This is a genomic window from Lacrimispora sp. BS-2, assembly GCF_040207125.1.
Classification (GTDB): domain Bacteria; phylum Bacillota; class Clostridia; order Lachnospirales; family Lachnospiraceae; genus Lacrimispora.
The window spans coordinates 1,015,590-1,028,693 of the sequence record NZ_CP157940.1 but is presented as its reverse complement, the minus strand read 5'-3'; the positions used below and the strand labels follow the sequence as shown (position 1 = coordinate 1,028,693).

The 13,104-nt window shown below is 43.1% G+C and carries 12 protein-coding genes; all 12 read right to left on the bottom strand.

Going from position 1 to position 13,104, the window contains the following annotated elements; translation table 11 throughout:
- Positions 1–221: 221 nt before the first annotated feature.
- The gene (locus ABFV83_RS04890; protein WP_349947819.1) at positions 222–1,541 is read right to left on the bottom strand and encodes an MATE family efflux transporter; all 1,320 of its coding nucleotides are present in this window, start codon (positions 1,539–1,541) and stop codon (positions 222–224) included.
- Between the two features lie 195 nt (positions 1,542–1,736).
- Entirely contained in the window at positions 1,737–1,889 is a 153-nt protein-coding gene (locus ABFV83_RS04885) for a hypothetical protein (RefSeq protein ID WP_349947818.1), read from the bottom strand.
- Positions 1,890–1,939: 50 nt separating this feature from the next.
- On the bottom strand, positions 1,940–3,076 hold the full coding sequence (locus tag ABFV83_RS04880) for a sodium ion-translocating decarboxylase subunit beta (protein ID WP_349947817.1): 1,137 nt from the start codon (positions 3,074–3,076) through the stop codon (positions 1,940–1,942).
- A 259-nt stretch (positions 3,077–3,335) separates the two neighbouring features.
- Positions 3,336–4,532 carry a [FeFe] hydrogenase H-cluster maturation GTPase HydF gene (gene hydF, locus ABFV83_RS04875; RefSeq protein ID WP_349947816.1) on the bottom strand — a complete coding sequence of 399 codons (1,197 nt, stop codon included), beginning with the start codon at positions 4,530–4,532 and terminating at the stop codon, positions 3,336–3,338.
- An 84-nt stretch (positions 4,533–4,616) separates the two neighbouring features.
- Entirely contained in the window at positions 4,617–6,032 is a 1,416-nt protein-coding gene (hydG, locus tag ABFV83_RS04870; protein WP_349947815.1) for a [FeFe] hydrogenase H-cluster radical SAM maturase HydG, read from the bottom strand.
- A gap of 104 nt (positions 6,033–6,136) precedes the next feature.
- Entirely contained in the window at positions 6,137–6,388 is a 252-nt protein-coding gene (locus tag ABFV83_RS04865; protein ID WP_349947814.1) for a TM1266 family iron-only hydrogenase system putative regulator, read from the bottom strand.
- A gap of 348 nt (positions 6,389–6,736) precedes the next feature.
- Positions 6,737–7,171 carry a MarR family transcriptional regulator gene (locus ABFV83_RS04860; RefSeq protein WP_349947813.1) on the bottom strand — a complete coding sequence of 145 codons (435 nt, stop codon included), beginning with the start codon at positions 7,169–7,171 and terminating at the stop codon, positions 6,737–6,739.
- 84 nt (positions 7,172–7,255) lie between these two features.
- Entirely contained in the window at positions 7,256–8,176 is a 921-nt protein-coding gene (locus ABFV83_RS04855; RefSeq protein WP_349947812.1) for a lipoate--protein ligase, read from the bottom strand.
- Positions 8,176–9,858, bottom strand: a complete 1,683-nt coding sequence (gene lpdA, locus ABFV83_RS04850; protein WP_349947811.1) for a dihydrolipoyl dehydrogenase — start codon at positions 9,856–9,858, stop codon at positions 8,176–8,178. The genes ABFV83_RS04855 and lpdA overlap by 1 nt, the downstream gene beginning before the upstream one ends.
- A gap of 69 nt (positions 9,859–9,927) precedes the next feature.
- On the bottom strand, positions 9,928–10,368 hold the full coding sequence (locus tag ABFV83_RS04845; RefSeq protein WP_347843625.1) for an OsmC family protein: 441 nt from the start codon (positions 10,366–10,368) through the stop codon (positions 9,928–9,930).
- 439 nt (positions 10,369–10,807) lie between these two features.
- Positions 10,808–11,779 (bottom strand): PHP domain-containing protein, encoded by a 972-nt coding sequence (locus ABFV83_RS04840; protein WP_349947810.1) that lies wholly within the window; start codon positions 11,777–11,779, stop codon positions 10,808–10,810.
- Positions 11,780–11,838: 59 nt separating this feature from the next.
- Positions 11,839–13,098, bottom strand: coding sequence for an MFS transporter (locus ABFV83_RS04835; protein WP_349948862.1), 1,260 nt, complete (start codon positions 13,096–13,098; stop codon positions 11,839–11,841).
- Positions 13,099–13,104 lie beyond the last annotated feature (6 nt).

Here is a 13,104-nt window from a genome sequence, read left to right as displayed (position 1 = left end):
TCTGACCATGAAAATTACTGGTAACTCCGATATCTGGGGTTGTACCGGCTGGTGTAATCTGCTTTGCTATGCACCTAAAACATAAAGAGAAACGCTGCTCATCAAACAAAGCAGCGTTTCTCTTTATGTTTACATATTCATTATAACCGGGTTTTCCGGTTTTATATCCTTGACAGTCCCCGGCTCATATGCTTTCTTCAGGGACCCATCAAATATCTGTATTACGGACGGAGAATACCACTCCCCTTTTTCCAAAACATTAATATCATGCCAAGAACACTCACCAAACCTTCCGTCATAACAAATGCCATCCATACCCCCGTCATTCCCCAAATCCGGCTCAGCATAAGCACCATGGGAACAAGAACAACACAGCCCCGCGCCACGGAAACAATAAAGGCATTCATCCCACGCTCGACAGCACTTAAATACATGCATACAATAATATTGATTCCCGCAAAGAAAAAACCGGCAAAGTAGATCTTAAGCCCCTCCCTGGCAAGACGTGCTATTGCGGCATTCTGCTCACTGTTGAACACATTGATCATTTGATCCGAACAGATAAATACCAGAAAATAAATTGCTGTCGCTATTGCCAGGGAGGTGACAACCGCATATTGAAGCAGTTTTTTTATGATAATACCGTTCCCTGAGCCATAAGCTTTGCTGACCAGCGGCTGTATTCCCTGTGCAATTCCAGTAAAAACTGAGATTCCTACCAGTGCTATATTGGCCACAATCCCGTAAGATGCAACACCTAAGTTTCCCTCCAGTTCCAGAATGACTAAATTAAAGGTAATCAAGACAATAGCCGAAGATACCTCTGTAATAAATGCAGCCAGACCAAGACCAAGGATATCATGGACAGCCTTCCACTGAATTCTGCTTCGTAACCACCGGAGACCGCTTTTACCTCTTATAAAGTGGGCAGATAAAACCACAAGACTGATGACGGGTGCCAGGCCTGTGGCAAAGGCTGCACCGAACATCCCCATTCCCAACGGAAACATAAATATATAGTCCAAAATTATATTGGAAAGGCTTCCTGCCAGCATCGCCATCATCGACAACTTAGGATTATTGTCATTTCTTACAAATGCCAGCATGATATTATTCAGGATAAAAAAAGGCGCAAAGTAGAGTATGGTGCTTAAATACGCCTTAGTCAGAGGCAGTGTAGCTGCGTCCGCTCCCAATAATACAGCCAGAGGCCCGGAACCCAGGACTCCTGTGATTGCAAACAGCACTCCTGTCAGAATTCCCAGTTTTAAACTGGCGGTAAAAATGGTATTTATCCGTTTTCCCTCATTCTGGGATTTCAGAATGCTGTAACGGGTGGCACCTCCCATACCGATCATCAATCCGGTACCATGAATCAGGCTGTAAATCCCAATCGAAAAATTCAGTGCCGCCAAGCCTGCAGCGCCCAGTGCCTTTGATACAAAAAAGGTATCTGCCAGTATATAGCAGGAAAGCCCGATCATTCCCAGAATATTAAGGCTCACATATTTGGCGTAGTTTTTTAAGACAGATTGTTCCATCCCATATCCTCCTTTCAACATAAAAAAGGTGTTCTAAAAATATTCCTTCTACGACCTAACGGAATATTTCAGAACACCTTAAAATCCTTTACCCGGTGGCAAAGAACAGGTTATTTATATAAAACCAAAGTTATCATAATACAGTTTTGACAGTTTGTCAATCCTCTGTGACCTTACCCCTTTCTTCATGGTATTTCATAAATTACTTTTCTCATCTTTTTTATCTAAAAGATTTTTTTCAACCCACCGAAACCCCATAATGAGCAGTGTGATAATGATGATAACTACAAATATACTAAGCATTCCCTTCCACATAATATCCAGTGACAGGAGAAATTTTTCAAGCATAACTGGCTCCTTTCTATCAGGCAGCAGAGATTCCCATATAAGGCTGCTGATCATAATAATGTGGTTAAAAGGTTTAAAATAATTCCGCCTGCCAATACAGAGGCAATCTGCCCGGAAACATTGGCCCCAATGGCATGCATCAGCAGATGATTGGTGGGGTCTTCCTTGATGGACAGCTTCTGTACAACACGGGCCGACATGGGGAAAGCGGAAATACCGGCTGCGCCGATCATGGGATTGATCTTATTCTTTCTAAACAGGTTGATGAACTTGGCAAACAGCACTCCTCCAATGGTGTCAAACACAAAAGCAACAAGGCCAAGACCCAGAATTATAAGGGTCTGCCAGGTAACGAACGCTTCTGCCCTCATGCTGAACGAAACAGTGATTCCCAAAAGCAGGGTGATCAAATTTGCAAGAATATTCTGTGCCGCATCTGATAAGCTGTTCAGCACGCCGCATTCTCTGAGCAGATTTCCAAACATCAGAAAACCTACCAGAGAAACAGACTGAGGAGCCACAAATCCGGCAATCATGGTCACTGCAATAGGAAACAGGATCCGCATTCTCTTAGAAACTGTCATGGGATTATAAGGCATCCGGATCAGCCGTTCTTTTTTAGTGGTAACCAGCTTAATGGCAAAAGGCTGGACCAGGGGGACCAGAGCCATGTAGGAATAAGCCGCTACTGCAATCGGTCCGATGTAATTTGATTTAAGTATCTGGGATACCAGGATAGAGGTGGGGCCGTCGGCAGCACCGATAATACCTATGGAGGCTGCGTCAGAAAGGTTAAACCCAAGCAAAACAGCCACGGAAATCGTTAAAAAAATACCAAACTGGGCGGCTGCACCAAACAGCATCATAATGGGATTGGATAACAGAGGCCCAAAATCAATCATGGCCCCGATCCCGATAAACAGGAGAAGAGGCAGGGCTTCCGAGGCTTCGATCCCTGATTCAAACAGCCACTGGATAATGCCATGGGTATTTCCTATGCCGGGAAGAGTCTGATCGATCACGCCGGACATGGGCAGGTTGACCAGTATGGCCCCAAATCCCATGGGAAGAAGGAGCGACGGCTCGTACCCTTTTTTGACAGCAAGATAGATCAGCAAAAAACCGACAAGATACATGATTAGCTGTGGAACGGTAACAGAGGTAAGACCTGACAACAAAAAGCTCATATTTAATCTCCCTTCTTATTGGTACTCCTTTTTATCGGCGAAGCCGTCATATACAACGAAAAGACAAGACCTGCCCTAAATTAGGACACAGGTCTTGTCTTTTCAAATTAAACCAGAACATTACTGTTCAGGATGTTGATTTAACTGCATGCTGATAAAATAGAAGGCCTTTTTAGCCGGCGCATGCTGACTACTCCCCCATATCTGATTCTCTTTACCTTATCATAAATAAAACTGTAAGTCAATGAGGCCCGGCACTTTAATGCAGCAGTTCTTCCAAATGAGGAAGCGGCTTTAAGCTCCTTTTTAAAATCCCCTTCATATAAGCGATCCCAATTCCATAATTAGTAAATGGCACACCTGCATCTGACGCACACTTTCTGCGGAAATCCATCTCCCTTTCATTAAGCATACAGCCGCCGCAGTGGATGATCAGCTTATAGGCTGACAAGTCTTCCGGAAATTCCCGTCCGGAGGAAGTTTCTATCAAAAGCTCTTTCCCCGTATACTGCAAAAGCCAGCGGGGAAGCTTTACGGTTCCAATGTCATCGCACTGCCTGTGATGGGTACAGCCCTCGGAAATCAGGATTTTATCCCCATCTTTTAAATCGCCGATGGCTGCCACTCCCTTCACGGCATCCGCCAAAAAGCCCTTATACCTGGCCAGCAGGATGGAAAAGGAGGTGAGAAGGATCTCTTCCGGCACATCCTTGCTTACCTGTCCAAAGACCTGGCTGTCCGTAATGACAAGGGCAGGCCTGGTTCCCAGCCTTTCTAAGGTTTCCTTTAATTCCGTTTCACGCACTGCCACGGATATGGCACCGGCCTCTAAAATATCCCGGATCACCTGCTGCTGAGGCAGGATAAGACGGCCTTTGGGCGCCGCCTTGTCAATGGGGATCACCAGAACAACCAGATCATATGGATTCAGTAAATCTCCTACGATCCTCATTTTTGTATCCCCGGTATTTACAAGACTGCCGATCCGTTCTTTTAATTCGTGAATGAACAGGCCTTCCGACGCGCTGACAGAAAGTCCGTCGTCATAGTTCTGGGATCCCGTCAGATCACATTTATTATAAGCAACTACATAGGGAATCTTTTTTTTCTTAAACAAAAGGATCAGTTCTTCATCGGTTTTTGTCTTCCCAACGGCCCCATCCACAACTAAGACCGCACAATCAGCCCGGTTTAAGATCTGCTTTGTCTTCCTTACCCGCATCTCTCCCAGAGCGCCCTCATCGTCAAAGCCCGGCGTATCAATGATGACCACCGGTCCCATGGGAAGAAGCTCCATGGATTTGAAAACAGGATCCGTAGTAGTTCCTTTTACTTCCGATACAACGGACAGTTCCTGCCCTGTCACTGCATTGACAACGCTTGATTTCCCTGCATTGCGGCGGCCAAAAAAGCCAATATGCACCCGCTCAGAGGATGGTGTTTCATTAAGTCCCATACCTGTCACCTCTTCCTACCGTCAACTTTCGCCATGGCCGCCGCCAAAATCAGGCTTGCTTAACCTTGGCGGCTGCCTCCGGGATCAGAAACGGAAATCCCTGATTCCTTTTTCTATATTCTTCAAATGGTCTTCACAGATCACACGCACCTTTTCCTTTGGAATATGATTCAGCTCCGCTGCGATCAGGGCCTCACCGACTTTTTTTGTATCTTCGGAAGCGTAATCCATCAAATATTCTTTTAATGTCATCAGGGCATTGGGCTGACAGCAGTTCTGGATCTGACCGCTTTTGCAAAGGCTCATAAAACGGTCTCCCGTACGCCCTTCCCGGTAGCAGGCCGTACAGAAAGAAGGAATATAGCCCATATCCATGAGCCAATGGACCACTTCATCAAGGGTACGCTGGTCCGATACGTCAAACTGCTCTGTATCTGTAGGACGGACCTCCTCCTGGTAACCGCCAACACTGGTTCTGGAACCGCCGCTGATCTGGGATACCCCCAAACGGATCACCTGTTCTCTTACCTTCTGGCTTTCTCTGGTGGAAACGATCATTCCGGTATAAGGAACCGAAATCCGGATCAAAGCACAAAGCTTTGCAAATATCTCATCATCGATCCCATTGTCAAAGGCATTGGGGTCAATGTCATCGGCTTTCTTGATACGGGGAAGGCTAATGGTATGAGGTCCTACACCATGGGCCGCCTCCAGATGCTCTGCATGCATTAAAAGTCCTGCAAATTCATACTGGTACAGCTCCAGGCCAAAAAGGACACCAAGGCCTACATCGTCAATCCCGCCCTCCATGGCCCGGTCCATGGCTTCAGTATGGTAGGCATAGTCGTGCTTGGGTCCTGTTGGATGAAGATTTTCATAGCTTTCCTTGTGGTAGGTTTCCTGAAAGAGAATATAGGTCCCGATCTCTGCCTCTTTCAGCTTCCGGTAATTTTCTACCGTAGTTGCCGCAATGTTTATATTGACCCGGCGGATGGCGCCGTTTTTATGTTTGATGGAATATATGGTTTTAACGCAATCCAGGATGTATTCGATGGGATTGTTCACAGGATCTTCACCTGCTTCAATGGCAAGCCGCTTATGGCCCATGTCCTGAAGGGCGATGACTTCTTTTTCCACTTCTTCCAGTGTCAGCTTTTTCCTGGCAATGTGCTTGTTTTTTAAGTGGTATGGACAGTAGGTACAGCCATTTACACAGTAATTAGAAAGATAGAGAGGGGCAAACATAACGATGCGGCTTCCGTAGAAATCCTTTTTGATCTGTTCTGCCAGATCATAGATTTCCTGTATTTTTTCCGGAATATCACAGGCTAAGAGGACAGATGCCTCCCGATGGGTCAGGCCTTTTTTCAGCCTTGCCTTTGCAATAATCTGGTCAATCAGTTCTACATTGGTTTTGTTTTTCTCCGCATAATCAAGAGTTTCAAGAATTTCTTCGTGGGAAATGAATTCCTCTGCTTTCAGCGATTTCGGATCATACATAGTAATTCTTCCTTTCTTTAGGGTCAGCGTTTGCTTTTCCGTCAGTGGTTTATTAATTTCACAGGTTATTGCCCTGGAAACAGCTGTTTTATTCCTTATCTTTCTTAACTCTTCACTCCCTGATAGGCCGTCTTGGAGCTGACTCCCTTTAATTTCCCGATCTTTCCGGTCAGTGCGGAAATGATGCTCTGAGGCGCATCCACAGCAATGCTTATGATGCTTACCTGCTTTTTCGGATAGGGGATTCCCATGCGGCCGATGATATACTCCCGGTATTCATGAAGGATTTCATTGAGCAGTTCCACAGATTCTTCCTCCTCTACAACAATACCGATTACGGCAATTCTCGTTTCCATGCTTCTTCCTCCGTTCTTTTATCCAGGCAATGAATGCTTTCTTAACGCAAAAAACCACGCCATCAAGACGCGGCAAATCAAAGACTCCTCATATGCCGAACCTTCTACTTCAAACTGTGTTTTTGGTGTCAGGATGCTGTTATATTATTATCATAACATAGATGAGAATTTTTTTCAATTTTGTTTTTATGTATATTTAAATTTGTTTATTGCTTTTTAAGGTGGAAAGACTTTGATATTAGATTGTGCGGATTATAATAGGGCAAAGTCAAGGCCGCCAGCTAAGCTGGCGGCCTGCATTACCCCTGTAAATTTCCCTGTTGCACCTTGAAGAGGCTGAAGGGTTTGTTATTTGCTGTCATCCTCAATATTTTCAAGCATTTTGTTAAGTGTTGATTTAAATACATCCAGGTCTTCAAAAGATATGCCGTTAAGCACATCAGATTTAAATTTTTCTGCAACATCCAGCATGGCTGTTTCAATTTCTTTGCCGCTATCGGTTAAAATTAAAAATTTCATTCTTTTGTCATCGTTGCTGCTGATGCGGTTGACCCAGCCATACCTTTCCATTTTATCTATTAACCTTACAACACTAGGTTCTTTTAGAGACATTTTATCGGCCAACTGCTTTTGGGTGATCATATTATTATTTTTGATATAATATAATGCAATCCATTGGCTTCTTGTTATATTAAAATTATTCAGCCTCTTTTCTAAAGAATCTGCTAAATCCTTTGCACCTTTACAAGTAACAAAAGCAATACAATCATCTAAATTAAACATAATACTCACCATCTGATTTTTTTATATCATATATTAACATAAAACTACCTGGTGCACAATGTTTTTCAAAATCTTTTCCTTATATTATGAAAATTCAAGATGATTCGAGAGGTACCTCTCTATACAGTCCCATACCGCCTGTTCATTATAGTGGGTTTGATACAGTTCCTTTTCACAGGCTTTAAAATCATAAAGCTTCAGGCTGTCAGTGCTTATTTTTACATTTTGAATCATGTCATCAGCGATTGAGATATACACAGACATATTTCCAAATGAATAGTTACGTTCCAGCTCCACATCAAATTTAGGTGACTGGGCAAACATCCAATTGTCAGAGGAGAGGATTTTCTCTAATGGCGGCTGGAAATTATTTTTATTAATATATTCAATATTTTTGCATTCAAAGGTCTCAATAAATGCCTGAATAACTGACTGTGCAGTGATTTCACTGTTTATTTCTGATAGATTTATGACTCTGCTCCTTACGGATTCCACCCCTTTGGACTTTAACTTTATTTTTGACGGTGTAAGGGCATTTTCCAACTGCTCAAAATTTACATTGACCATAACCGTACCATGATACATGTAATTATCGCCGTCCGTATAATATGCATGACCGGAAAATTTTCGGTCTTTGAATAATAAATCATTTCTGCCGCTAAATTCGCAGTCGATCCCAAGCCGCTGCATTGCAGACTGTATGAGCTTGATAAAGTGATCCTGGCCGGCTGATGCCTCTTTTGTAATAAAAGTAAAATTAACATTGCCTTTATCATGGTACACCGCACCGCCCCCGGAAAACCTGCGGACTGCTTTTACGTTATGTTCCCTTAAGTAACCCAGATTGCATTCTGCATACAGGTTCTGGTTCCTTCCTATAATGACAGAAGAATCGTTTTGCCATAAAAACAGATGGATATCTTCCTGGGAGGATAAAAACAGCTGATGCTCTGCAGCTATATTAAAACAGGGATCAAATTCTTCGGATATTACTATTTTTTTCATTATTGATGCAAGGCTCCAATTCCAAAATCCAGTGCGGCTTCATGAATGGTTTCACTGGTAGTAGGGTGTGGGAATATGGTTTCAGTGATTTCTTTTTCAGTAAATCCATTGGCAATCCCTAGTGTCAATGAGCTGATTAAAGAAGAAGCATCGGCGCCTATTACTGACCCGCCTATTATTTTTCCCGTCACCTTGTTTTTGATCAGTTTTATAAACCCCCGCGCCTCATTCATGGTCAAAGCTTTTCCGTTTCCGGCAAAGGAAAATTTACTTATTTCCATGTCAATGCCTTTGATTTTTGCTTCGTCTTCCCCCATGCCCACACTTGCGATTTCCGGTGAAGTAAATATTACATTAGGGACTGCTGAATAATTCATTTCTTTATGCTTTCCTAATATATTATCAATAGCAATAATCCCCTGATGGGAAGCTACGTGAGCCAGTTGAATGATATTTGTCACATCTCCAATTGCATAAATATTGTCAATATTTGTACGCATGGAATGATCTACCTGGATCCCTCTTCCGTTTTCGTTTAACAAAACACCACTCTTTTCAATGGATAATCCATCCAGATTAGGCTCTCTGCCAATAGCCACCAATACCTTTTCACTTACCACTAAATGTTCCCCGGCATTGTTTTCATAGGTAACAACTGCCATACCATCGATGGAACTTTGAATTTTCTTGACCTTTGAACCGGTGTGAATGTGAATGTTACTTTCTTCTGCCATATCCTGCAGCTCCTTTGAAATATCACTGTCGACCATGGTCAGCAGCCGGTCCATAAATTCAATCACATGGACATCAACACCGAAGTTTTTATAAATAAATGCAAATTCCATTCCGATTACGCCACCGCCAATAATGGTTATGGATTTAGGAAGCTTACAATCAGATAACGCTGTTGTGCTGTTCAGAACAAAAGGAAGTTCGATACCCGGAATGGCAATGTTTGAAATTTTTGAACCTGTTGCTACAATAATATTTTGTGCCTTTATGATATAATTTTCCTGGCCTTTTATTGTTATTGTGTTTTTATCCATAAATGATGCCTGGCCGGAAATTACATTGATTTCATTTTTTTTCATAAGAAAATCAATTCCGGAAACAAGTCTGTCTTTTATCTTATCCTTGCGGTCAATTACCTGTTTCATATTTACTGAAATCGGGCCCCCTGCCTCAATCCCAAAGACTGACGCATTCATTACATTGTGGCAGACTTCTGCAGACTTAACAAGGGCTTTTGTAGGAATGCAGCCCACATTAAGACAGGTGCCGCCTAATGCTGATTGCTCAACCAGAGTAACTTTTAAGCCGTTTTTAGCAGCATAAATAGCGGCTACATATCCGCCGGGACCAGCACCTATTATAAGTAAATCGGCAGTCGCTTCTTTAGCGGCTCCCTGTGAGGCGCAATCACAATTTGCTGCCGTGGCTTCTTTATCTGCAGAATCCTCAGCGATCTCAAACATATCAGCATTTGATGCAATGTCCATGCCCTCTTCACATAATATTTTACAAACAGTTCCATCTGATGCGGCTTTAATCTGGCGGTTTCCTTTGGCTGTTTCAACTTGCACAAGTATATCACCGGCAGCGATCTTATCGCCTGTTTTCACATTGATTTTACCTACCTTGCCCATTTTTCCACCAGGAATTATTGACATTTTAATAAGCATAAGTTTTCTCCTTTTCTATAGAAAAAGAGCCAATTTTATAAGATAGGCTCTTTTTCCTTTCAATACTATTTAATCAATTGCCACACCGGATAAAACTAATTTTACACCGTTAGATAAGCAATCACCTACAGGGCAGGTATTCTCAATAAATTTTGCAAACTCTTCTATTTTTTCTTTTGGTTCGTTTGTTTTAAAGTGCATTACAAAACGAATCTCCTGAAAACCATTTCTTACATCTGCCAGTCCCATAAATCCATCCGGATCAAGATCCCCTTCCAGCTCAACATGGAATTCCTCAAAAGTAATATTGTGGGCAGCCGCAAATGCTTTTGCTACGATGGACTGGCATGCGCCCAGAGCACATAACAGGGCTTCCACAGGGTTCATAGCAGTATCCGTACCACCCAGATCTTCCGGCTCGTCAAGAAGGATTTTAAAACCTCTTGAATTTGTTTCTACCTGTAAGCCTTCAGGTAATGTTTTAGCTGTTGCTTTAAAAGTCGTCAACATAATGCCATCTCCTTTTTAATAAGTATTGGATAATAATTTTAACTTGTTAATAATATAACATGTTGCAATACAAAAATCAATAGTTAGCTAAGTATATATTTTATTTATTTATCATTTTTGCATATCCTCAATGTAATTAAGCCAGAATTTTGCCTGAGCCTCCTTCCAATTCCAATAATAGCCCCTCTTTCTTCGGCTGTATCTCTCCCACTGCCAGGTAAATCGATTACTTACTTCTGGATGCAATTGCTAAATTAAAAAAAGTTCCTTTCCAATAAGAAATTCATAACGGAATTCTCATCGGAAAGGAACTTTTTATCCTGGAAATTGTAACTTACAATTTCAACAAATAATCCCTTTGTGTTTATGGATGTTATTTACTATAAAGTCCGGGAAAATGGACGCATTATCAAATGGGCTGCCTCTGTGGTACTCAGAGTCACTCCAGATTGGAAAGAAAATAGGCATTGCTGCAGGCAAAAAGCCCCTTCTCATCCTTACATTCCACACGGATATAGGTTTCGTTCCCTTGAAGAAGGAACCTTGCTTCTGTAAGGGGTTCTCCCTGTACGGCAGCTCTGCGGCAGGATCTGGTGGTGTCCGTGATCCCACAGATAGCCTGAACCGGCCCGGTCTTTACCACCAGCTCTTTGCCCTCCACATAAAGCTCTTTTATCTCCGGCCCCATGGAGCTGTAGAAATGGCCTTTTACCAGCCCATTTATAACTGCGTCATAGCTTAGGCTTTCCGCCTTTATCATGTTAAAGCCTCCAAAAGAATCGCACAGAGGATTATCAAACGGATGGCCGTTGTGATTATCGTCTGTTGCCAGGCACCACAGCTGTTTGCCCAGGCGAAGCATTTCATCATAGGCCTGAGGATTATAACCGTACAGTCCGTCATGCTCACAGCCGTAATTATAGATTTCCATGGCAAAAAGCCCGTTTAGGCCTTTATAATCGTTGTAGTTCTGCAGGGACCAGTAAGGATGGTTATAGCAGGGGAGAAACCCCAGTTTTTTCATCTCTTCCAGATATCCGTTAATATAATCAAAGTCCCCATACTTGCATTCCGGGCAGATTCCCTGTTCTTTTCTGGCCCGCTCATATCCGGGCTTCGTATCGTACAAATTAATATGATACGTCTTATCTTCCGGACGCAGTCTGTCCGGGCTTATCTCATTGATGTCCACCTCTACAGCAGCAAGGGCCAGGAATTCCTCATCGTTTAATTCTTCATGGTTCCGGTAGATCCTGTGATCCGTAAAGGCCATAATCTGATACCCATGCTTCTTATAGTTTTCCTTGGCCTCTTCCGGCGTCATTTTTCCATCTGATATGACCGTATGGCTGTGAAGGTTTGCTTTATAAAACCTTCCGGCCTCCGGCAATAAATAAATTCTGTCTTTCAACCTTTTTTCCTCCCATCCTTCAAGCGGATATTCGCAATCCGCAGCCCTGCCTGATCCGGTTAAATGCCGTTTTGAAGGAACCGCTTCCACCGGGCTTTTCCGGCCGTGCATACCGCGGCTCCCAAAAGGGCAATGATAATCCAGATCAAAATGGTGGCATCCCAGCCCGCTTTCTCAGACAATACTCCGATTCCATAGGCAGAGACCGCTCCTCCCGCATAAGCGGAGGAATTCAAAATCCCGGAAGCAGTGGAGGATTTCCCGTAAGGGGCGAAATATATGGGTACCATGCTGACCAGCATGGTATTCACTGCCATCATTGCCGTGGTTGCCAGGCCAAATAAGATCAGCACAGTTATCACGGATCCGCCATTATAAAGCCTTAACAGAGTCAGCGCTGCCGCACATAGAACAAAAAATGAAGCAGATGTGGCAATCTCGCTTTTAAAAATCTTCCTGTTTGCAATGGAAGCCAGATAAACTCCGCTTAAGTTTAACACCGGTATGACAGTGGTGCTGATAATGGAGATTACGGATTCCATATGGAATTCTTCGCGGATATAGGTGGGAATCCAGGTGGTCACTCCATCCTTTAAAACTCCCTGAAACATCAGTCCAAAGCAAAAGAAAATCATACCGGAAACTAAAACCAGCTCCCACATGGAAGCCTCTGCCTGTTTTTTATCCTGGGAAACAAGGATCTGGTCTTCTAAAATTCCGTTTTCTTCCACATCTTTTCTTATTTTGCGGCTGCCCACGAACCAGATCAGGCTGATGGCTGCCAGACACAGGGAAGAAAAGAAAAAGACCGTTCTCCAATGAAATTTCCATACAATGAGCGCAGTCAGCCCATATGCTGCAAACGTGCCTATGGGAACGCTGCTGTTGATGTTTACACAGAATTTTTTCTGGTTGCATGTGGGAATCCAGTTGGAAAACAGTTTAATGATCGGCGACCAGATCAAGGACTGAAATAAGCCATTGATACACCATACCACCGCCATCTGCCAGACAGATCCGGATAGTCCCATTGCCCCATTGCAGATTCCCGAACCCAGAACCCCTATGAAGATCATCTTATAAGGTTTTTTCTTATCTCCCAGTATTCCGCTGAAAAGCTGTCCAATTCCATAGGAAAAAAAGAATGCGGTTCCTATAAAACCTGCCGCTCCTTTTTCATATCCTTCCACCCTGATAATTTCCGTTAAAGAGGCGGAATAATTCAGCCTCCCAAGATATGTAGAAAAATAAGCCGCCCAGCATAGCCAGAACAGCATGGACTGCATTTTTTCTGACTTGATCTTTTTTTGTTGTATCATTCTGTC

Excerpts from the sequence above, each read along its gene's own strand:
- ABFV83_RS04845 (WP_347843625.1), bottom strand. The coding sequence starts at position 10,368 with ATGTTGACGACTTTTAAAGCAACAGCTAAAACATTACCTGAAGGCTTA.
- lpdA (WP_349947811.1), bottom strand. The coding sequence starts at position 9,858 with ATGCTTATTAAAATGTCAATAATTCCTGGTGGAAAAATGGGCAAGGTA.
- ABFV83_RS04885 (WP_349947818.1), bottom strand. The coding sequence starts at position 1,889 with ATGCTTGAAAAATTTCTCCTGTCACTGGATATTATGTGGAAGGGAATG.
- ABFV83_RS04835 (WP_349948862.1), bottom strand. The coding sequence starts at position 13,098 with ATGATACAACAAAAAAAGATCAAGTCAGAAAAAATGCAGTCCATGCTG.
- hydG (WP_349947815.1), bottom strand. The coding sequence starts at position 6,032 with ATGTATGATCCGAAATCGCTGAAAGCAGAGGAATTCATTTCCCACGAA.
- ABFV83_RS04865 (WP_349947814.1), bottom strand. The coding sequence starts at position 6,388 with ATGGAAACGAGAATTGCCGTAATCGGTATTGTTGTAGAGGAGGAAGAA.
- ABFV83_RS04880 (WP_349947817.1), bottom strand. The coding sequence starts at position 3,076 with ATGAGCTTTTTGTTGTCAGGTCTTACCTCTGTTACCGTTCCACAGCTA.
- ABFV83_RS04855 (WP_349947812.1), bottom strand. The coding sequence starts at position 8,176 with ATGAAAAAAATAGTAATATCCGAAGAATTTGATCCCTGTTTTAATATA.
- hydF (WP_349947816.1), bottom strand. The coding sequence starts at position 4,532 with ATGGGACTTAATGAAACACCATCCTCTGAGCGGGTGCATATTGGCTTT.
- ABFV83_RS04860 (WP_349947813.1), bottom strand. The coding sequence starts at position 7,171 with ATGTTTAATTTAGATGATTGTATTGCTTTTGTTACTTGTAAAGGTGCA.
- ABFV83_RS04890 (WP_349947819.1), bottom strand. The coding sequence starts at position 1,541 with ATGGAACAATCTGTCTTAAAAAACTACGCCAAATATGTGAGCCTTAAT.